The sequence below is a fragment of the Rubidibacter lacunae KORDI 51-2 genome (genome assembly GCF_000473895.1).
Classification (GTDB): domain Bacteria; phylum Cyanobacteriota; class Cyanobacteriia; order Cyanobacteriales; family Rubidibacteraceae; genus Rubidibacter; species Rubidibacter lacunae.
Genome location: NZ_ASSJ01000015.1, coordinates 1 through 19,842 on the forward strand (window position 1 = coordinate 1; position 19,842 = coordinate 19,842).

General features: G+C 57.2%; 16 protein-coding genes, 1 other RNA gene and 1 riboswitch. Of the genes, 7 read left to right on the forward strand and 10 right to left on the reverse strand.

Annotated features, from left to right (window positions below):
• Nucleotides 1-924 precede the first annotated feature (924 nt).
• Both KR51_RS02985 and KR51_RS02995 read left to right on the forward strand, forming a co-directional pair.
• Complete coding sequence (locus KR51_RS02985) at nucleotides 925-1,743, forward strand: type 1 glutamine amidotransferase (RefSeq protein ID WP_022604708.1); 819 nt, start codon at nucleotides 925-927, stop codon at nucleotides 1,741-1,743.
• 343 nt (nucleotides 1,744-2,086) lie between these two features.
• Nucleotides 2,087-2,896, forward strand: a complete 810-nt coding sequence (locus tag KR51_RS02995) for a hypothetical protein (RefSeq protein WP_022604711.1) — start codon at nucleotides 2,087-2,089, stop codon at nucleotides 2,894-2,896.
• Between the two features lie 115 nt (nucleotides 2,897-3,011).
• Here the strand turns inward: KR51_RS02995 and KR51_RS03000 are convergent, their stop codons facing one another.
• The 5 genes from KR51_RS03000 to KR51_RS03015 all read right to left on the reverse strand — a co-directional run bounded on the left by KR51_RS03000 (nucleotide 3,012) and on the right by KR51_RS03015 (nucleotide 7,142).
• The gene (locus KR51_RS03000) at nucleotides 3,012-4,292 is read right to left on the reverse strand and encodes a M16 family metallopeptidase (protein WP_022604714.1); all 1,281 of its coding nucleotides are present in this window, start codon (nucleotides 4,290-4,292) and stop codon (nucleotides 3,012-3,014) included.
• 111 nt (nucleotides 4,293-4,403) lie between these two features.
• Nucleotides 4,404-5,678 carry a M16 family metallopeptidase gene (locus KR51_RS03005; protein WP_040654995.1) on the reverse strand — a complete coding sequence of 425 codons (1,275 nt, stop codon included), beginning with the start codon at nucleotides 5,676-5,678 and terminating at the stop codon, nucleotides 4,404-4,406.
• A 93-nt stretch (nucleotides 5,679-5,771) separates the two neighbouring features.
• Nucleotides 5,772-5,954: non-coding RNA, 6S RNA (ssrS, locus tag KR51_RS17960), on the reverse strand.
• Nucleotides 5,955-6,082: 128 nt separating this feature from the next.
• On the reverse strand, nucleotides 6,083-6,391 hold the full coding sequence (locus KR51_RS03010) for a DUF3493 domain-containing protein (RefSeq protein WP_022604718.1): 309 nt from the start codon (nucleotides 6,389-6,391) through the stop codon (nucleotides 6,083-6,085).
• A gap of 91 nt (nucleotides 6,392-6,482) precedes the next feature.
• Entirely contained in the window at nucleotides 6,483-7,142 is a 660-nt protein-coding gene (locus KR51_RS03015; protein WP_022604720.1) for an NAD(P)H-binding protein, read from the reverse strand.
• Nucleotides 7,143-7,350: 208 nt separating this feature from the next.
• On the opposite strand from KR51_RS03015, the gene KR51_RS03020 reads away from it, so the two are divergent.
• Nucleotides 7,351-8,004, forward strand: a complete 654-nt coding sequence (locus KR51_RS03020; protein ID WP_022604722.1) for a DUF1997 domain-containing protein — start codon at nucleotides 7,351-7,353, stop codon at nucleotides 8,002-8,004.
• A 473-nt stretch (nucleotides 8,005-8,477) separates the two neighbouring features.
• Here the strand turns inward: KR51_RS03020 and KR51_RS03025 are convergent, their stop codons facing one another.
• A complete protein-coding gene (locus KR51_RS03025) occupies nucleotides 8,478-10,139 on the reverse strand; it encodes an ABC transporter permease (protein WP_232214511.1) in 1,662 nt (553 codons plus the stop codon).
• Nucleotides 10,140-10,387: 248 nt separating this feature from the next.
• A riboswitch (Glutamine riboswitch) is annotated at nucleotides 10,388-10,478 on the forward strand.
• Nucleotides 10,479-10,514: 36 nt separating this feature from the next.
• Here KR51_RS03025 and KR51_RS17965 point away from each other — a divergent pair.
• Nucleotides 10,515-10,679, forward strand: coding sequence for a DUF4278 domain-containing protein (locus KR51_RS17965; RefSeq protein WP_022604726.1), 165 nt, complete (start codon nucleotides 10,515-10,517; stop codon nucleotides 10,677-10,679).
• A 1,456-nt stretch (nucleotides 10,680-12,135) separates the two neighbouring features.
• On the opposite strand, the gene KR51_RS03040 is transcribed toward KR51_RS17965, so the two are convergent.
• From KR51_RS03040 to KR51_RS03050, 3 genes are all read right to left on the reverse strand, one after another.
• Nucleotides 12,136-12,849 carry a J domain-containing protein gene (locus KR51_RS03040; protein WP_022604732.1) on the reverse strand — a complete coding sequence of 238 codons (714 nt, stop codon included), beginning with the start codon at nucleotides 12,847-12,849 and terminating at the stop codon, nucleotides 12,136-12,138.
• Nucleotides 12,850-12,999: 150 nt separating this feature from the next.
• On the reverse strand, nucleotides 13,000-13,962 hold the full coding sequence (gene cysK / locus KR51_RS03045) for a cysteine synthase A (RefSeq protein WP_022604733.1): 963 nt from the start codon (nucleotides 13,960-13,962) through the stop codon (nucleotides 13,000-13,002).
• Between the two features lie 174 nt (nucleotides 13,963-14,136).
• Complete coding sequence (locus KR51_RS03050) at nucleotides 14,137-14,784, reverse strand: RrF2 family transcriptional regulator (protein WP_232214512.1); 648 nt, start codon at nucleotides 14,782-14,784, stop codon at nucleotides 14,137-14,139.
• Between KR51_RS03050 and KR51_RS03055 the strand changes: the two genes are divergently transcribed.
• Nucleotides 14,778-15,890 carry a bifunctional transcriptional activator/DNA repair enzyme AdaA gene (locus KR51_RS03055; protein WP_022604737.1) on the forward strand — a complete coding sequence of 371 codons (1,113 nt, stop codon included), beginning with the start codon at nucleotides 14,778-14,780 and terminating at the stop codon, nucleotides 15,888-15,890. The genes KR51_RS03050 and KR51_RS03055 overlap by 7 nt on opposite strands.
• A 123-nt stretch (nucleotides 15,891-16,013) precedes the next feature.
• Here KR51_RS03055 and KR51_RS03060 read toward each other — a convergent pair whose 3' ends face one another.
• Complete coding sequence (locus KR51_RS03060; protein ID WP_022604739.1) at nucleotides 16,014-16,808, reverse strand: MOSC domain-containing protein; 795 nt, start codon at nucleotides 16,806-16,808, stop codon at nucleotides 16,014-16,016.
• A 142-nt stretch (nucleotides 16,809-16,950) separates the two neighbouring features.
• Here KR51_RS03060 and KR51_RS03065 point away from each other — a divergent pair, with 142 nt between their 5' ends.
• Entirely contained in the window at nucleotides 16,951-18,099 is a 1,149-nt protein-coding gene (locus tag KR51_RS03065; RefSeq protein ID WP_022604741.1) for an AI-2E family transporter, read from the forward strand.
• 16 nt (nucleotides 18,100-18,115) lie between these two features.
• The gene (locus KR51_RS03070) at nucleotides 18,116-19,717 is read left to right on the forward strand and encodes a mechanosensitive ion channel family protein (RefSeq protein ID WP_022604743.1); all 1,602 of its coding nucleotides are present in this window, start codon (nucleotides 18,116-18,118) and stop codon (nucleotides 19,715-19,717) included.
• Nucleotides 19,718-19,842: the final 125 nt, after the last annotated feature.

The following is a 19,842-nucleotide window of genomic DNA, read 5'->3' on the forward strand; positions in this document are numbered from 1 at the left end:
GAGGGCAGGGGAGTGCCAACGCCCTGCAACTAAGGATATCTGCCCGCACCTGCTACTCGAGCAGCATGATGCATGCACAATGATTGATGGTTTGTTGGCATGCTGATTCGGGCAGTCCGAAATATACCTGACATTTCTTGCTAAGTCTGCTGAGTGAGTCGCCTGCCCTCGATTTGTGGAGCTTCGACTACCCTCGCCACATCAGTAGTATTCCAATTGGCGTTCGTCGCCAATGCTCTAGGAATTCTCCCCGGCACGCCACCCCGGACAGGACCCAACTCACCGTTGACAATGGCAGCTCCAGCCCCAACTTCGCCTGCATAAATTGCAGTTGATTCTCCGTCAATCCCTCCGCAGCTAGAATATTCAGTGCCGAGGGCTGCCCATAGGAAATACTTATTAACTCCAACGCGATCGCGCTCTAAATCCAAGCAGCACTAGCATTCCCTTACCTGTCAACATACAAGGGATAATACAGGGCCAGGTTGCGGGCAGCTTCGCTGCCGAAGAGTTTGGGGCGGCAGGAGTAGGCGGCATCGAGATAAGTAGCAATCACTCAAAAGCCGAGAACGACACGATCGCCAAGTATAAGGACGGCAACTTTGCTCTGTCGGGAAAAAGAATGTCTGTCTGTCTGGTTAAAACGCCAGGGAACGGTTGTGAAGTCACGTTATTTGTGGCTGCGAGCGAGGCACACGCTCGAAAAATAAGGGCTGAAGGGCAATTGTCAAACTTGCCTGCAAGTTCTTCGTACATTTACATAGCTATCGTTCGGTCTTGCAATATCGCTAAGGCTATTCCCAAAGTAGGTCTTCATCAGGCAGGTATTTTTTGAACGATCGCTGCGGAACTGGCAGTGCTCTTACCAGTCCTTAGAGTTAACTCGTAATCCTCAATTTGTCGACCGTTCAACTCTCTGCACCCATGTCTGCGTCAGATCCTCAAACCCTTACCATTGGTTGGCTCTATCCAACATTAATGAGCACTTACGGCGATCGCGGCAACGTTATTTGCTTGCAGCGACGTGCTCAATGGCGAGGCTTTGACGTGCGCGTAGTCCGCCTCGATCTCGACGCCAGCGCCGATGACTTTGCGCTAATCGATCTCTTCGTCGGCGGCGGCGCTCAAGATCGGCAACAAGAAATTGTCATGCGCGACCTGCGCGGAGCAAAAGCCGACACCCTATCCGATCGGATTGAAGCCGGCGTGCCCGGTTCCTTTACCTGCGGTTCACCGCAACTGCTCGGTCACTACTACGAACCCGCACTTGGGCAGCGCATTGCTGGATTGGGCATCTTCGACTTTGTCACCAAACATCCCGGACCCGACGCGGCGCGCTGTATCGGCAACGTCGTATACGAACTGACTGCCCAACCACTGGCAACCGAAATTGCTACCGATACTGGGACAACCCCCCTCGCGATCGGCTTTGAAAACCATGGCGGTCGTACCTATCTCGGAGATGTGCAACCTCTCGGGCAAGTCCTCTACGGCAACGGCAACAACGGCAAAGACGGAACCGAGGGTGCCTTTTACCGCCGCGCAATTGCTACCTACGCTCACGGTCCGCTCCTGCCCAAAAACCCCGCCATCGCCGATTGGTTATTGCGCGCGGCCCTAGAGCAAAAAACTGGCAAACCTGTCACCCTAATCCCTCTAGACGATGCGCTCGTGCAGCCTGCCCGAAGTGCACTGTTGCAACGCTTGGGCTTGCAAGAAACGGCAAGCTCGCGTCATAAATAATGCCTGCAGTTTGCTTTTGAGAGGACTGAGTCGCAGCTTGCAGCTTGAATTGCCAACTGCACTCCCGGAGTTCTGGTCGAGTTGCTCCAAGTTGCCGATAAGTTGTTCGGACTTGCAATCGCGCCGCGCTCTGTTGCCATCAAGTTGCCACCAAGTTGCCAAAAGTTGCCGCTGAGTTGCGATCGCGAAAACTCTTGGAGGGAAATTGACCGACATGTTGCCAAGTTGGCCAACGTTCTTGCAAAAATTTGCGATGATGAGATTGTCTGCATGATGATGAAGTTGTCTGCAAGACAAGACTTGCTCCCGATTCACGCCCGTCAACTCTCACTTCAATGGAACCATGACCGGACGAACTATCGATAATGGTGCCTCGACCGTCCTACTCCTGATCGTGCCAGCCGCGATTGCCTTAGTTGTCTTGTTTGTTGCCTGGCCAGTACTCCTTGGTGTTGCCCTGCTCTCCCTCGGCTGGCGACTGTGGCAACAGTACCAATGGCAACAATGGAGCGCGCGGGTCGATCCCTTTTTCAAGCAGCTCATGCGCGACAACGAAGGCCGCATGACTGCAGCTGACTTGGCCCTGAGCGCTAACTTGACCGGCGACTCAGCCCAACGCTTCCTTGCAAGGAAGGCAACCGAATTCAATGCGCTTCGACGCGACAGCGATCTCGGCACTGCCTACTATTTCCTGACGGCAAGCGCCCTTGGCAGCGCCTTCGATACGGATACCGATGCAACCGACATAGTTGAATTAGATGCAGATGACAAGATGCCGGTCGAAACTGCACCGGCATCGACATCAGCAGCAAGCTTGCGCTCCGCATTTGACTGTGAAATTGACGATCCCGACACCGAAGGCGGAAGTGTTGCCGCGCCCACATCATTAGGCGCTGCCCTCCGCATCCGTCAGCAAGAGCAATCTACCGCCATCTCCCTGCCATCGGAAAGCAGTGCCACGTCCACTGACCTGGATGCCAAAACACTTGCTCTGATTCAAGCCGATTTGGCCAAACGCCTAGACGTACATCCCAGCACGGTTACCAAACGCAAGGGCGAACCGGATTTCAGCGAGTGGAGCCAGTGTCGCGATCCGGAAGGCATTGCCTGGGTTTTTGACCCCCAAAAAAAGGTCTTCCGACCGCGCTCCTAGCACTGGTAATGCTCCCACGTCCTGAGACGGCGTTCGCCAGGGGCGGGCGCGAAGGCTTTGGTTTCCAAACCGCAGCTGGTATCTCACAGCCGCAAATTTCGCGAAAGTTGACTGTTTAATTGGAAGCTAACGCGATCGCTTCGTGCGGTCCGACCAGCGACAGGTACGGCTCGATCTCGAAGTAGCGTTGAGCTACCTCGCATGCTTGTTCGGGCGTCACAGCCGCGATCGCAGCTTGAAATTCCGTATCGAACTCGACCCCAAGTCCGAGGGTTACGTACCAGCCGAAGAGCTGGGCGAGTTGCGAGTTGCTTTGCTTGCCCAAAGCGTACTGCCCTAGCAGCTTGTTTTTCGCCACTTGCAGCTCTTCTGTTGAAAGCGGTAACGCGCACAAGCGCTCGACCTCTCGGTGCAGCCCTGCGAGGGCCACAGCCGTATTGCTCGGAGCCGTACCAATATATGTAATGAAGTGTGAGTCATCGACGCGCGTGGGATAAAACGCCGACACGTCATAAGCTAGACCGAGCTTTTCACGCAGTTCGACAAATAGCCGGCTCGATAGCCCGTTGCCAAGATAGGAATTCAGCAGCTTGAGTGGGGCATAGTCTTCACTGCGAACCGGTGCTGTCAAATAACCGAGCATGACGATCGCTTGCTGCGTATCCTGCTCGGTTAGGACCCTTTGCGGATAAGGGACCGGAGTCGGATGTGCAATTGCCGCTACCGCTTCGTCGGGAGCAGACCAATCACCAAACGCCGCCGCCACGCGATCGGCTGCTTCCTCAATGCTGATGCGACCGGACAAGCTCACTACTAAGCGATCGGGGCGCAAATACTTACCGTGATGGCGATGTAAATCCTCTCGCTGAAGTTGACCCAAGGTATCTTCCATACCTAAGCTGGACCGGCCATAAGGGTGGTTGCCGTACATCCGACCGCGCAATTGCTCTAAGGCAACCTCGAAGGGCTGCTCCCGCCGGGCACGGAGACTTTGGAGCGCTAAAGAGCGTTCGAGTGCTACTTCCGCATCCGGAAACGACGGAGCTCGCGCGAGCTCCCCCACCAGGTCAAAGATTTCGACGAAATCTCCGGACACCGTCTTCAGGCTGATGCCGAAGTAATCGGACGTTGCATCTGTCCCGAGACCGGCACCAACTGACTCCACTGCCTCGGCAATTTCAGCAGCCGAGCGGTGCTCCGTTCCCTTAGTCAAAACGGATGCAAGCAGATGTGCGAGCCCAGCCTTGTCAGGTGTTTCCGCCCGCGTCCCGGCATCTACAAACATCAGACGACCGGCAATGATATCGGCTGATGGATTTTCAACGACAACGATCTCGATGCCATTTGCGAGGGTTGTCCGGCGGACATGCCTTAAAGGAGGGGCGAGTTGGGTCATGAATCGGTCAATCCGTTAGACGGGATAGGGAGCAATCCGAAAATCCGGGTCGCGCTTATGCTTTCCGAGTGTTTACTAATAGAGCAACCGACCGCATAGTGAAGCGTCGCGTTACTCGGGCAGCATAACCGTAACGGCATAGCGATCGGTGGAAAGATACTGTCGCGCGATGCGTTGTAAGTCCTGGGGAGTCACACCTTGGACGCGCTGCGGATAGGTTGCCGAAAGTTCCGGCGACGCGATCGTGCTGTAGTAGCCGTAGAGCCCGGCAAGCTGCCCGGGGGTCTCCGTGGAAAAGGCATAGTCGTTACAAAGCAGGCGCTGCGCCCTTTTTAGTTCGGCTGAGTTTACGGGAACGTCCTGCAGTTCCTGCAAAAGGTCGCGCAAAAGGTTTTCCACATAGGGAACCAGTTCTGGTTCTAGAACAGCACCGATCGAGAACAAGCTTGAGTCGCGCTGCAGCGAAAATGACGTGCCGATGTCGATTACGATTTGGCGTTCTTCTCGTAACTCGCGCATCCAGCGTGCCGATCGCCCTTCCGTTAATACTGCCGACAGCACGTCTAACGCGAACGCATCATCCAAACATTCGGCACCCGGACCGACCCAACCCATTAATAATCGCGCTTGCTGCAGCTGAGGCGATCGCAACTCGGAGCGGCGGATACCAATAGCTGGCGGTTCGGCAGCAACGTTAGCTGGCGGACAGGATAATGGCGCTTCGAAGTCGGCGAAGCTACTGGCAACCCACTTGCCGGCTTCTATGGCATCGAAGTTGCCAACTAGCACGACAGTCATGCGATCCGGTTGGTAGTGCGTGCGGTGAAAACATCGCAGCATCTTCGGCGTGTAGCATCTCAGTTCGGCCTCCGTCCCCAAAATCGAACGCCCGTAGGGATGGCGCTCGTAGAGGCTTGCACTCAGCATCTGAAAACCCAGCCAGTCGGGGTCGTCGTGGCAGGCACGTAGTTCTTCGAGGACTACGTCGCGCTCGCGGTCGAACTCGCTATCGGGCACAGTTGCGTGCAAAAGAATGTCTGCCAGGTGCGGTAGTACCTGCGGCATGCGATCGGTCGCCACTGTTAAAAAGTAGTGGGCATAGTCATAGCTTGTTGCGGCGTTAGCCATTCCTCCGCAGTATTCGATGTGGCGGTCGAACTCGCCAGGCTCGAGGGATGGGGTGCCTTTAAACAGGGCGTGCTCCAGGAAATGTGCCATACCCGACCAATTCGGCGGCTCGTGGAGAGCCCCTGCTCGCACCCACACATCAGCAACTGCAACAGGCGTACCAGCAGTCTGTTGGTGAATTAGTGTCAAGCCATTCTCGAAACGCGTAATGCTAGCGGGGAAATCGGCGGTCAGACCGGAGCATTGGAGCAGTTGCAATGTGGATGTGGGGGGCAATGACGATAGGCTCTATGCTAGCACCCAACAAAGCATCCCCCCAGCTCTAGAGTTGGAGGGATGCAAATGCTGTGGAGTGCGACCGCGACGCCGTCTTACCTCAGCTTCTGACCTCATGATTCAAATGGGATTCGGCGTTCTCGCTTGAAGTTTCCGAGTACGATGCCCGGTCTACTGCCACGAGAGGGCTGATTCCCTCATGGGGTCAATATGTAGATCAAGAAACAGTATTGGCAGTCACCAACGTCGCCGCCGATCCACACTTTGCATTTTACCCAGTCATCTAGGGAATAGTGCAAGTGCATTCAAGTTACGATCGTGGATGGTAAGTCCCAATCTTCTCGAGCTGCGGTTGACCGCAGCTGACTGCTGCTGACGGTGACGGCTTAGCGCGATCGCTCCACATCGCGCCGGTCTGCACGTCGTTCGAGGCGCTTTTCGAGGCGAAACAAAAACACCATCGCCGCGACGAGCCCGAGCTGTAGTGCCAAGTTGCCCAAGGTGGGCAGCACCTCTGTTCCCGCTGCCAAACGGGCGGTAAAAACTAAAGCTCCGACCGCACCTGAGACAGCAAAAGCGGCGTAAAAAAATCTACGAAACCCACGATAAGGTGCCTTAGCTTCAGCTAGGAGACGGGCGTATTTTTCTTTTCCGGGACGTTGCTCGGTTGTTCGTGCGTCGGGCGACTCGGCCATGGTGATTCCCTAGCTAATCGGTCATAATTGACACGATCGTTCAGACACGTGCGCGGAGATCGCACTTTCGTCACAACAATTATTGCGGTTACTATGCAACGCCCGCAAACAACTGTGCCCAATCCTGCATAGTCGCTTTGTCATCGGTAACAATTTCCACAATTTTGTTGCGGGCGGCGGGTTGGAATAGAGCTTCTACGCACACTTGCGCGACGCGAGTTCTGGGAATGCTGCCCCCAAACAGGGAATCTGCAGATGACATCACCAACGGGTCCGAGTTGTCGTCGTTCTTCAGTCCGCCCGGCCGGACGATCGTATAGGAAACTCCGCTGTCGACGAGATACTGCTCGGCTTGACGCTTCCAAAACAATACCAACCAAAAAAGATTGAGGGGGTGAAAAAACTGCGACACGCACAGGGACGACACGATCGCGAAGTGCTCGATATCGCACGCTTTAGCCGCATCGACCAAATTGCGCGTTCCCCAGTAGTCCACCTGCAGTGGTCCCAGAGGGTTGAGACTCGGCCGCGCGCCCGTGGCGCAAAGCAAGACAGTGCTGCCGGCGATCGCCTCGCGCACGCCCGCAGCATCGAGGACATCGACAACAACCAATTCGACGGCTGCGGGCAAGATCCGTTTGGCAGCGTCGCGATCGCGAACCAAGGCTCGGGTGGGAATACCGCGTTCTATCAACTCGCGAACGATTTCTCGGCCGGTTCCCCCGGTCGCTCCGGCGACTACAACATGCATGGGTTACTCCTAAAGTGCTCGAATGCGACCTCTGTGACGCAACGCCACAAAAGACTCGGGCAATTTCTCTTCTCTTGGGCAAGGAGGCACGTGCGGTTCCAATTCTTTAGCCCCGTAACGTTACTAAATTGTACCCAGGGGCACACCAGTGCGGCTTCCGTGGCACCGGCAGCTTCCCACACCGACCAAGGACCCGACCAGGTGTAATATGGAGTCTTCTTCGCTCGAACGGCAATCAAACTACGTCCAGCACAAACGCGAAGACGTTCCTGCGGCTGCAACCGACACTCCCTTTGCACCCGTACGCGCACCCTTTCACTTTCATCACCACTGTGGGGGTACCATGGCGATGAATGCAGACGTGGAGAGCGTTGCAGATTACCTCAACGCTCACGCTGGCTGGTTCGTGCGTTGCGCGCGGCCGATGGCAGCCGAACCCTTAAGCGATCGCGGGTACGCCCTGACAATTGGTCGCTTTGGTGCCTTTGGCTACGAGGTCGAACCAAAGATTGGCATCGAGCTAATGCCTCCGGAGGGTTGCTGCTACCGGATGCAAACGGTCCCGATTCCTGGCTACCTCCTGCAGGGCTACAACGTAGATTACCGCGCAACATTGGAAATCCAGCAGTCACCCGATGCAGGCTGTACCCACGTCGATTGGACCCTCGATTTGGGCGTGGCGGTTCACTTCCCAGGATTCATCCACCGCTTGCCGCGCAAGCTGATTCAGAACACGGGCGATCGCCTGTTGAGTCAGATCGTCCGGCAGGTATCGCGTCGCCTGACGCGCAAGGTGCAAGAAGATTTCCACTCGCGCCTAAATGCATCGCTGCCCGACGGCGAACATCCTCTTGAAACCTGACGTTTGAAGACTGCGGGCAAGCCAGCGCGCGATCGCCGAAGTAAATGATCCGGCATGGTCAACTGAAGGGTGAGCTTCAGAGGTTGTTTGAAAATTGGAAGGCGGCATCAAATTATGCCAGCCGTCTGACAATCAGCCCGATCGTCGTGATGTAAACCATCGCCTCCGACGACTACGGACAATACTCATAGTCCACCTTCCAGCCTCTTCCCTGTAGAACACCAATTAAATCGTTCAAGACCGAAGGTCGGCACTGCAGCAGGGGTATTTCAGCCGCCGGCACGCCACAATCCGGCAATTATTCGAGGTGCTCCTGAGAGCTTTTCTACTTTGAACACTTCTGCATCCAGCCATCCCTTTCTGCACTCGTTCCTCGAAAACACTCCCTATTTTTCAAGGTGCCTCCTAGCAAATCCATCTTTCATGATTTGTTTCTACCCTGTTTTCTATTAGTCACTGCAGAGTTTCAACTATTACCCGTAAATACTTTCTCGGTCGTGTGGCATTTCTCGATCGCGTGCAATCTGTACGCTTAACAAAATCACCGGTAAGGTTCCGACTAACACGACAGCTAGAGCCGGTGCTGCCGCTTCAATGAGACGCTCGTCAGAGGCATATCGATAGGCTTGTACTGCAAGTGTCTCGAAATTAAACGGGCGTACAACCAGCGTTGCCGGCAATTCTTTCATCGTGTCCACGAATACCAACAGCACTGCTGTCAACAGACCGCCCCACATGAGCGGTAGATGCACGCGCGCCAGCGTGCTGCCCGGTCCGTGACCCAAGCCGCGCGCTGCATCGTCTAAATTCGGCCGCACGCGCGCGAGACTTGACTCGACTGCACCCAGCGCCACTGCCAAAAAACGCACCAGGTAGGCAAATACCAGCGCCGCGATCGTTCCGCTCAGGAGCAGCCCCGTTGAAATACCTAAGGTTACTTGCATCCAGCGATCGAAGGCGTTATCAAACTGCCCAAGCGGCACCAACACGCCCACAGCAATTACCGTTCCAGGAATCGCGTAACCCATCGCCGCTACCCGCACGCCCGATCGCAGCAGCCACGTACCCTGCAACCGCTGGCCGTATGCCAGCACCACCGCGATCGCTAATGCAAGACCGGCTGCCAGCACCGCCACGCCTGTGCTATGAGACGCCGCAGTCCAAAAGTCGCGGTTGAGAGTCTGGGTGAGGTTGCTCGAGGTTAAGTAGACCAGGTAGCAGCCAGGTATGCCGAAGCCCAACGCAATTGGGACTCCGCATGCCACCATTGCACCGATCGCCCGCAGCCCGTCTAGCCGATACTGCAAGGGCGACGGCGACGGCCCGCCCGCTTGGTAATATCTCGCCTGTCGCCGCGACCAACGCTCTAGCACCAAGAGGATTAAGACGAATCCCATCAGCACTGACGCTAGCTGAGAAGCAGCCGCGCGATCTCCCATACCAAACCACGTGCGATAAATCCCCGTGGTGAAGGTTGTGATACCGAAATAATCCACCGTCCCGAAATCGCCGAGGGTTTCCATCAACACCAGCGCCAGTCCCGAGGCGATCGCCGGACGTGCCATTGGCAGTGCCACCGTCGCGAAACTGCGCCAGGGACCGTAGCCCAGAGATCGACTTGCTTCCACCGTGCAGCGCGACTGCTCCAGAAATGCCACGCGCGCTAACAAGTATACGTAGGGATACAGCACCAAAATCAACATGGCGATCGCGCCCCATAGCGACTGCACGTTGGGAAACCAATAGTCGGCGAAGCCCTGCCAACCGAATACTGAACGCAGGCCGGTTTGTACGGGACCGAAGAAATCTAGCATCACAGTGTAGGCATAAGCCAAGATATAGGCCGGTGCTGCTAATGGCAGTAATAAACCCCACTCGAAGCAGCGGCATCCTGGAAACCTGCAGGTTGTCACCAACCAAGCCGTGCTAACGCCGATAACTGCTGTTCCAGTACCGACGCCCACGACCAGCCAAAGGGAGTGGCGTAAATATTCGCCCAAGACCGTGGTGGCAAGGTGCTCCCAAATATCGCTCGCATTGGTAAAGAGACTGCCAGCCACAAACAAAATCGGCAGTGCTACCAGCAACGCGATCGCCAATGCGAATAGCGTCCAAGCATCTAAGCGCCAGTGCACGGGAAGTGGAACAGAAAAGCGATCGACAGCCATGCAATGCCCCAATCGTTCAGCCCAATGGGTCCAGAAAGAACATCTATCGAACAGTCCGCCTTCCAGGCTAACCCGGCACCCGCATAACTTGTCGTAAGCCCGTCTAGTTATCTGGGAACGCGGCTGGGAAGCGATCGCTATCAAGGGAGGCAATGCACAAAAAAAACCTTGACATTTCCCGTGCAAACCGTAACAATAGATACAGAAGCGATTAAATCGTTCATCTCCCGAGCATTAGCCGAGGGACGGAAGTAGGAGCGCGATCGCAGCCAGCAATGGCTAAAAGCAGCTCTGAAGGAACGCGCCTCCAATCGAATCCACAAGCGCATTGAGGCAAGCATCATGAAATATCGCGGACACGAGTACACCAAGGCACCGGTAAACCTGAACGTCGTCGAGCATCCCGAGGCTGGCAAGTATCGTGGCGTCAAGGTCACCTATCACGACTTCGAAGCAGTCGTTCAGCATCCGATCGGGCGCATGATGTACCGTGGTGTAAAGCACTAAATTGTGAAGCACTAAATAGGATCTTGGTCGGTAACTAGCTACTGACGAGCGTAGCTTGCTCCGCGTAAGCGCCGACCACACCTGCACAAACTAACTCTTCCAGTTTTCACGGGAGGGTTAGTTTTTTTGACGATCTAAAAGCCGCGATCGGAAGTCATACCAATTTGCAGAATACCTGCGACAGATGGTGCAAGCGAGCCCCGGGAGTAAAAGTTCCCGAGTTGCCATTTGTCGAAACACTTCCTAGAGTTGGTATCAGTTGCCAGAGGAGTGTTTTTTAAGAACCATTATAACTCGTCTTAGCGAGATCGAATCAATTTTGGCGCAAATGTTCTAAGTTGCAGAAAAAAATACAGCTCCTCAGAATAAAATTCACGGCAGTAGTTTACGCTCCAGGGGGATTTTTTTGCACTCATTAAAATTCGAACGTCTCGATCGAGTGCCTATTTAGCAGTATGTCCTCGATGCCGATATCGGCACCACCAGCACAAATGTCTTTCAATGTAGGCAATCCCTGACGTTGGCTGCTCAACTTTACTGGCGAGAGATTAAGCAACCCTGTTCGAGATTGCAGCAAAGGTGCCTCCACGTGCAGATGGTTAATGGTTCTACCCGTATCTGGCAGGCCGAATGTCTGCCGCTTTAGGACTCCAAGGCGCGCATGTTTCTGCTGGCTCGGGCATAGATACGGACGCAAGTATCTCGAACAGGAACAGTCCTGGAAGGAATTGCGTTTATCTTGGCAATGATTTTTAACAATCTCGACGCCCTCGTCTGCGTTTGCGTTCGTCTTTTCTTTTGGGGTCGGCACGCTCGCCCTTCTGGCGGCAGCTGCTGGCCGACATTTGCGCTCGCCCTGCTTTCGTCTCAAGCGTTGCAGAAAGCTCAGGCAATGGTGCTGCAATGCTCGGGTGGCACTCTCTCGACCCGAGTGATACCCCAAAAAAAGTGAATAAGGATGCTAGCGGTAGGTAAAGCGACCCGAAGAAAATCATTGTTCGCGGAATATGACTTCATTCTCGGGGCTCTATCTATCTTGCATCTATTTTTCGTTCGGTATGACTCTTAAGACGGCCAGAGGGCTTTGGCAGAGCGCCATATACCAATTGCCAAGCACGTGACCGCTTATTGCAACGTTGCCCTTGTCAGGGTGCGACTGCACGTTCATCTGCCATACCAGTCCGCGGCGCTCCCCGCCCTTCAAGCCCAACTGCTCGGAGCCCCTCCAAAGCCAGCTAGAATCGACACTCAGACAATTGCCCATTAGCGAGATCTGCGGTCGGACCGACTGCAGATCTCGCAGTGCAAAGTTGCAAATTGATGTTGTACGAGTTCCTAACAGTCGTGTTTCTTAGAGAACCGAGCGGTTGCCATCCTTGCGCAAATAATTCTGCAGCACGCGGACAGGTGCGGTTTGAAAAGCTTAGCCAGCGGCGGAAATCGGCCAGCCAATTACCTAGCGCGCCACCTGGGGGAGCGTTCGGGCATCGTCTTGAAGCGATCGCGCGATGCGAAAGAGTTCTTTGCCCGCGTGCAAATATTGCTCGTTGAAGTTGTAGGGAAACCAAGCAAGTTCGTCGATACCGCCCTCGATTTGGTTCAAGCAGTAGTAGAGGTTCGCGGCGGCGGCGGCGGCTTCCGAAGGATTCGGACGCAAGGATAAAGTGCGGCGAGCATCCGCCAACCGATTGCGGCAGTCAGTGAGGTAGCCTTCAAAAGCTGCCAGCAACCCATCGTCAAACGGGTCTGCGCTGAGGCAATCTAGCTGGACTTCGAGCGGATTGAGAATGCTGCAAATCGAGCGGTTTACGGGTGCGTAAACGGCTTGCAACCATTCCTGTAAAAGTGAGTCCGCATCGCGACCCGACTGGCGTTGTTGCTGGTGGTGTGTCTGGGCGCGAGCGCTGCGTTCTTGGCGCAGCGCTGCTGAAGGATGTGTGGCTGCACCCAGCAATTGAGCGTCGTAGCGACGTCGCTGTTGCGGGTTACCGAGCACCGCATATGCAGCATTGACCGATAAAATCTTGTCGCGATCGCCTGTTCCGCCGTTGCTGTCCGGATGATAGCGCTTTGCCAGCCGCCGATAGGCTTGTTTGACCTCAGACTGCGTGGCCGAGGGGCGCAGTTCGAGAGTCTCGTAATGGGAAGCGGAACGGTCAGAAAGCGTCATTACTAGAGAGGTTGGCGATTGCGAGGACTTTCACAATCTAGCCCAATCCTCCCGAGGGATGCTAGATAGTCGAACGCTGCAGTTCGCGAGCAGTCTTCCAGTAGCTTGCGCGATTGCATCGCGGGTCGGTGCAACTGTCCCAAACTCGCTTTAAGCCGTTACAGCCTGGACGCGCGGCGAGAGTTCCTGGAAAAGCGGCGTGCTCAAGTAGCGCTCGCCAAAGCTTGGCTGGATCGCGACGATCAACTTGCCCGCGTTTTCCGAGCGCTGTCCGACGCGCACCGCTGCGCAAAGTGCCGCCCCCGTTGATATTCCTGACAGAATACCTTCCTCGCGGGCCAGGCGACGTCCGTAGGCGATCGCGTCGTCATCGCTCACCGTCACTACCTCGTCTAGCAGATCGGTACTGAGTACCTGCGGCACAAAGCCGGCACCAATCCCTTGAATTTTATGCGGGCCGGGCTCGCCGCCCGACAGCACCGGACTGCCTTCAGGCTCAACGGCGATCGCCTTGAACTCCGGTTTGCGAGCTTTGAGCGCCTGTGCGACACCTGAGATCGTACCGCCCGTCCCGACCCCAGCAACGATGATGTCCACCTGTCCGTCGGTATCTTCCCAAATTTCCTCGGCGGTCGTCGCGCGATGGATTGCGGGGTTCGCCGGATTGTTGAACTGCTGCAGCATGAAGGAGTTGGGCGTATGCTCGACGATTTCCTGCGCCCGCTGGATACAGCCTCCCATCCCCAACACTCCGGGAGTTAACTCCAATTGCGCGCCGTAAGCCCGCAACATCGCCCGCCGCTCGCTGCTCATGGTTTCCGGCATGGTCAGAATCAACATGTAGCCCTTCGCCGCTGCCGCCATTGACAGCGCAATCCCGGTGTTGCCCGAGGTCGGCTCTACGAGTACGGTTTCGCCAGGGACAATCTTGCCCTCGCGCTCGGCGGCTTCGATCATGCCAATACCAATCCGATCTTTCACCGATGCCGATGGATTTCGCCCTTCAAGCTTGATGACGAGTTGCGCGACGCAACCTTCAACCGCCGGAATGCGATTTAGGCGCACGAGGGGGGTGCGACCGACCGTGGCGGTGATATCTGCAGCAATACGCATGGCGTGCGGTCCTCTCGGTAGTGGTTTTGGGTGATAGCTCTCTCGGCACTGCTTTTCGCAACTCAGATGGGGTTCGAGTACTCGGCCGGGGCGTGGATGTCACGATCGCTGGGAACGGTTAAATAAATCACCCGCGCTCCGCAAGCCGAGCATGGTTGCTGATACGTCAACGCGCTAAATGTAGTACATCCAATCCTTCTGCTGGCGGGCATCGCACCGATCGCACAGGTCTTGCAGAGTTTGACTTCCCAGAGTAGCGCGCGCACCATCGCGAACGTCTTTCCAGGTTGCATGAATAACCGCCTGGGCGGCAGTGGGATCGGTCGGCGGATTTTTTTCGGTTGCTTCGTTACCTTCCAGGCAATCGAATACATCGAGAAGTGAGATATCCCCCGGCGCCCGTGCTAGCAAGTAGCCGCCCTTAGCACCACGTTGGCTGCGCACGAGACCGCCGCGTCGGAGCGCGGCTAACAATTGTTCGAGGTAGCGGTCGGGAATGCTTTGTTGCGATGCAATCTGACGGATCTGCAGGGGGTCTTGCCCTTTGTAACGCGCTGCCAGTTCGAGCAGCGCCAGCAAAGCGTATTCCGTTTTGCAAGACAGTTCCACGGGGGGATCGCGGGCGACAGTGTTATCAGTATACTCCGGTTCTCCGGTCGGGTTTTGTTGGATTCCTCGCAGCGGCGATTGCAGATCTGCGGCCACCCGAGCCTTGACCCCCGCAATCTTCACTACGATCGCGACATGCGGATAGCGCGGTTCGCGCCACTCGGCATAGACTGCGAAGGTCGAGTCAGGCACTGCCGGCATTACCCATGACATTTTCTGAAGGGACCACTGCAACTGAAGTCTCTGCTCTCGAAGCATGCATGTGGGAGGCAACGCGCACCCGCGATCGCGCCCGCGATGGATCGTTTGTCTACGGCGTGCAGTCCACGCGCGTATACTGCCGACCGAGCTGCCCGAGCCGCAAACCCCGCCGCGATCGGGTGCGTTTTTTCACGACTCCTGCTGCTGCCGAAGCTGCCGGCTACCGCCCGTGCAAGCGCTGTTTGCCCCAACACGAGGGCGATCCACTGCAAGAGCGCGTGCTGGCAATGTGCACCCAGCTCGACGCCGCGATTGCCGCTGAAGGCGCGCTGCCGACCCTCGCCGATTTGAGCGCGCAGGCAGGGCCGAGCCCAGAGCACTTTCAGCGTGTTTTCAAGCAAACCTTGGGCGTTACGTCGTTTGCGGATGCCGATGCGCGGCGGCAGGAGCGGCTGAAAGCGGCGCGGAAACGTGGCGAGCGCGAGATCGATGCAGCTTACTGGGTGGGTTTTAGCGCCAGCAGCGGTTCGTACGAGCGCGCGATCGCCCAGCTCGGAATGACGTCCGCCACCTACGGACTGAACGGACGCGGCGCAACGATTGACTGTGCAGCGGTCGAGACTCCATTGGGCATCTTGCTTGCAGCTGCGACCGAGCGCGGATTGTGTTGTGGACGATTGGGCACAACTGCAGCTGAGTTGGAACGCGAACTGCGAAGCGAATTTTGCGAAGCGACGCTGCAGCCAGCCGGCGAGCAGACCCGCGTGTGGGTGGAGGCGATCGCGGCTTACATGGCCGGCGAACGGGACTGGCCGCTACTGCCTGTAGACGTAAGGGCAACGGCCTTTCAGCGACGGGTATGGGAGGCACTGCGAGCGATTCCAGTGGGAACGCGCGCGAGCTACAGCGAACTGGCACGGGTGCTTGGCGCGCCAACGGCAGCCCGAGCCGTTGCGGGCGCCTGTGCGGCCAACCCGGTGGCGATCGCCATTCCCTGCCATCGCGTGGTGCGGCAAAACGGGGAGCTCAGCGGCTATCGCTGGGGTCGCGACCGCAAGCTAGCGTTGCTGGAGCTGGAAGCCTGCACCGCGCGCCAGGACACATCCACACCGCTGTAACTGTGCGGGCATTAGCTTCGCAACGGCGTGCGGATTAGTGCGATCGCTCGTGACTTGGGGGCTGGCGTAACGAGCGCAGTGCGAGCAAGATGGCAATGCCACCAAACGGGAAAGAACGCGGATTTAGGGTGATGAGCCGGCATTGAGGGCAACTGCATCGCCCTTTGCCACAACGCCCCCAGCGAATTCGGCGGGCACGCGCGTGTTGACGCACAGGCGGTAGAAGTGATTGAAGCGATCGGCGTTTGCCCAATCGGGCAATGTCTCTTGGCGGCGGCGGGAGAAGATCGTCGGGAACTCCGGATACGCAGTACCTGCTTGCGGATCGCGCGTCGGAACGATGCAGCGCTGACAGGGATTTATCCCCAAAAACGGCACGGTGCCGATCGCAAACGCCAATGGTTCCCCGGCTGCCCCAAACAGCCGGTCTTCCCAGAACGGCGGTACGCCATCGATTTCGAGATTGGTCCGCAGGCGCAGGCGCATTTGTTCGGCGTCCAGATTCGGAAACCAACCGGCGGTTGCCTCCAACGTTGCAGTGCTAACAACCGTCGGACCGGGGGAGTCGGTATCATCGGGAAAACCGATGTTTACGTTCTCGCGCACCTCGACCGGCTGCTCGAAGTAGTCGCTCAGCCAGGTATTGATGTCGCGGCGATCGCGGTGCAGGTGCAGCGGCGGTGTTGGCGCGCCGTCGGGTGCGGACAGCACCACGGTTCCCACCGTCAAATCAAAACGCGCGCGCAGGCGGTGAATTGCCGCCGTCCGCTTGCCGTTGACGAAGCGATTGCGCGCGTCGAAGATGGCCCACTGCCGGTCCCAGCGCAGGGCACCGCCGGGCAGCACCTCGGTGCGCTCGACCTCGACGCCGTCGAGGGATTTGATCGGGAAGATCGTGATGCGGGCGATGTATGCCATGACCTTTGGGGAACGTGCTGGAACGATCGCGAGCTACCGACAACCGTTTCACAATCGGAGGCAGGCGGTGGGCTTACCGACAGAGTTTAGGCGATCGCGTCCGGGCTAGACTTGTGGGAAATGCCGATTGCCAAGACGAACCGTGTCCCAGCAACGCATCTCGCTCTCGATTTCAACGCTGCTGCTCGCAGCAGCTTGCGTGTTGGCCGCGGTGCTGTTGTGGCAGCTGCGCGGTCTGATTGTCGTGTTGATGGTATCGGTGGTGCTGGCAGCTTCACTGGCGCCGATGGTCGGAGTGGTCAGCCGTTGGGGCATCCCCCGCCTCCTCGCCGTGATTCTCGTGTATCTGCTCCTCGTGGTGGCGATCGTTGGCGTCGGCGCGATCTTCGGCCCCACGATCTTCGATCAAATCGAAGGCCTCATTCGCACGCTGCCGGGCTATCTGGACAAACTCAGTGCCATCGCCCAAGACATCTCGCAGCGGGTCGGTGTCTTCGACTCGCCGGAGGAAACGGCCGTCCTCGATTCGCTCAGTCAGTTGTTCGATACGCAGGCAATCGGAGGCTGGATCGTAAGCTCCAGCCAGCAATTGATCGTGCGCTCTTACGGTCTTACCCGCGGCATCATCGGCGATATCGTCGGCGGCGCTTTTGGGATACTACTGTCAGTCATCATTTCGGGCTACATCCTGGCAGACTCGCCGAACCTGTCCCTAGGCATCACCAGTATCTTTCCGAGCCCGTGGGACGATCGCCTCCTAGGGCAAATCCCCGTTGTCGGCCAGCGCATGGGTGGCTATATCCAGGGACGCGTCTTGGTCTCGGCGATCCTCGGGTTGGTCATTTCTGTCAGTTTAGGCATCCTCGGTCTCGGAGAATTTGCCCTCGGCTTGGGCGCGATCGCCGGCATTACCAACCTCATCCCCTTTTTTGGTCCGGTACTCGGTTCGATTCCCGCATTGATCGTCGCCGTTGCCCAGGGCGGCTGGACATTTTTGTGGGTGCTGCTATTATTCGTCATCATCCAGAACCTTGAAACCTACGTGCTCGATCCGTTGCTCGTCGGATCGTCGGTCCGCGTGCAACCGCTGTATCAACTGCTTGCGGTGCTCGGCGGCACGCAGGTGCTCGGGATTCTCGGCGCGCTGATCGTGCCGCCTTGGGTTGCCGGTGCATCGGCCTTGCTCGAAACACTTTACCTGCAACCGAAGGCCGAGCAAAAAGAGCGCGCCCGGCAGTCTGCCGCCCTTGCCACCGCCACCGTTGAAAGCGATCCGCCCCTGCCCGTCTAGCACTAGGAACTCCGCCATGACCGTCGCGATTGCAGCGCAGCTCCGGTCGGTCGCGCGCGCTGCTGCCCTCACCGCCCTCGCCGCCGCACTCTGGTGTTGCACGCTTGTCGCGATCGCTGCCGCACCGGCCACAGCACAGACGGCCGACCCGCCAAACCGAGCGGCCGTCGTGCTAGATGGGCGCGCGCTGTTTTACGTCAGCTCGTCCGGTCGCTTCACCGCCCGCGAACGAGCTAATGATGCCAGTCGCACCCTGCAACGCATGACCTACAGCTCGGATGCCGCTGAGGTTGAGGTCGTCACGCGTAACGATTTACCCGTTATTACCGTCAACGGCAGCCACTTGCTGTCAGTCACGCCTGCCGATACGCCGGCCGGGCGTTCCTTGGAAGAGCAGGCCGACCTCTGGTCCGAAGACATCCAGGAATCGCTTCAGCGCGCTCAAGCCGAACGCAGTCGCACGGCCCTGACTCGTGCACTGGTGCAAGCACTGTTGGCAATGGCGATCGCGGCCGCACTCTCCTTCGGGCTGGGCTGGATTTGGCACCGCTGGCTGTTGCCCGCTGCCCGCGAGGCGGCTCGCGAAGCATCCGAGACACCTGACGACAATCGCTCGCTCGTCACCAAGGAAATTGCAACTCGGATTATCCTGAACGTCTTGCGAGGCATCGTTTGGCTGTTCGCAATCGCCTACATCAGCAACCTATTTCCACAGACGCGACTCGTCAGTCGCCTGGCAATCCGCCACCTCGTCGGCAGCCTCATCTCCGACCTGTTTCCGCTCGGCGATAAGTCTTACTCGGTGCTCGATCTAACGATCCTGCTGGCGCTGTTCGTCGGCGTATTCCTCCTCGCACGCCTCATCCGCCGCTTGCTGCGCCTGCGCGTCCTCAGTATTGCCGGTCTCAGTCGCCCGGCCCAAGAAACCATTGCCGCGATCGCCAACTATGCCTTTCTCTTCATCGGCAGCGTGGTGGTGCTACAGCTCTGGGGACTGGATATCGGTTCGCTGACCGTGTTTGCCGGCGTCCTGGGGGCTGGGATTGGCTTGGGCTTGCAAGGCATTGCCAAGGAGTTCATCAGCGGCTTAGTCCTGATTTTCGAGCGCCCGATCGCGATCGGCGATTTTGTGGAAGTGGAGGATCTGAAGGGAATCGTAGAGCGCATCGGCATCCGCAGTACGGAGATCATCACGATCGACCGCATCTCAGTCATCTTGCCGAACTCCCGCTTCTTAGACCAAAACGTCACCAACTGGAGTCACCACAATCCCATCTCGCGGCTGCGCGTGCCGCTCGGCATCGCCTACGGCTCGAACATGACCGCAGTCCGCACTGCGCTTCTGGAAGTTGCCGAAGAACATACAAGCGTCCTATCGATTCCGAACCCGGAGGTCTTGTTTATGGGCTTCGGCAACAGCTCCCTCGACCTGGTATTACTCGTCTGGATTGCCGAGCCGCAAAGGCAGTTTCAAATCAAAAGCGATTTGTATTTTCGAATCGATATGCTCTTCCGCGAGCGCGACATTGAAGTTCCATTTCCCCAGCACGACCTTCACCTGCGCAGCGGTACGCTCCCCGTCGATGTTGTCCAACCCATATCCAACCCTCTCGCCTAGCTCGCAGGCGACATCCCAACTCCTTGAGGTGTCTCGAGGACAACGACGAGTGCAAGTCCGCATTTTCGACCGGAAACAGTGCAATTGGCCAATCCACATATACTCTAGTTGCCCTAGCACTTGCG

What these genes read in the sequence shown, in the direction of transcription:
- KR51_RS02985 (WP_022604708.1), top strand. Translation starts at nt 925, where the DNA reads ATGTCTGCGTCAGATCCTCAAACCCTTACCATTGGTTGGCTCTATCCA.
- KR51_RS02995 (WP_022604711.1), top strand. Translation starts at nt 2,087, where the DNA reads ATGACCGGACGAACTATCGATAATGGTGCCTCGACCGTCCTACTCCTG.
- KR51_RS03000 (WP_022604714.1), bottom strand. Translation starts at nt 4,292, where the DNA reads ATGACCCAACTCGCCCCTCCTTTAAGGCATGTCCGCCGGACAACCCTC.
- KR51_RS03010 (WP_022604718.1), bottom strand. Translation starts at nt 6,391, where the DNA reads ATGGCCGAGTCGCCCGACGCACGAACAACCGAGCAACGTCCCGGAAAA.
- KR51_RS03015 (WP_022604720.1), bottom strand. Translation starts at nt 7,142, where the DNA reads ATGCATGTTGTAGTCGCCGGAGCGACCGGGGGAACCGGCCGAGAAATC.
- KR51_RS03020 (WP_022604722.1), top strand. Translation starts at nt 7,351, where the DNA reads ATGGAGTCTTCTTCGCTCGAACGGCAATCAAACTACGTCCAGCACAAA.
- KR51_RS17965 (WP_022604726.1), top strand. Translation starts at nt 10,515, where the DNA reads ATGAAATATCGCGGACACGAGTACACCAAGGCACCGGTAAACCTGAAC.
- KR51_RS03040 (WP_022604732.1), bottom strand. Translation starts at nt 12,849, where the DNA reads ATGACGCTTTCTGACCGTTCCGCTTCCCATTACGAGACTCTCGAACTG.
- cysK (WP_022604733.1), bottom strand. Translation starts at nt 13,962, where the DNA reads ATGCGTATTGCTGCAGATATCACCGCCACGGTCGGTCGCACCCCCCTC.
- KR51_RS03055 (WP_022604737.1), top strand. Translation starts at nt 14,778, where the DNA reads ATGACATTTTCTGAAGGGACCACTGCAACTGAAGTCTCTGCTCTCGAA.
- KR51_RS03050 (WP_232214512.1), bottom strand. Translation starts at nt 14,784, where the DNA reads ATGTCATGGGTAATGCCGGCAGTGCCTGACTCGACCTTCGCAGTCTAT.
- KR51_RS03060 (WP_022604739.1), bottom strand. Translation starts at nt 16,808, where the DNA reads ATGGCATACATCGCCCGCATCACGATCTTCCCGATCAAATCCCTCGAC.
- KR51_RS03070 (WP_022604743.1), top strand. Translation starts at nt 18,116, where the DNA reads ATGACCGTCGCGATTGCAGCGCAGCTCCGGTCGGTCGCGCGCGCTGCT.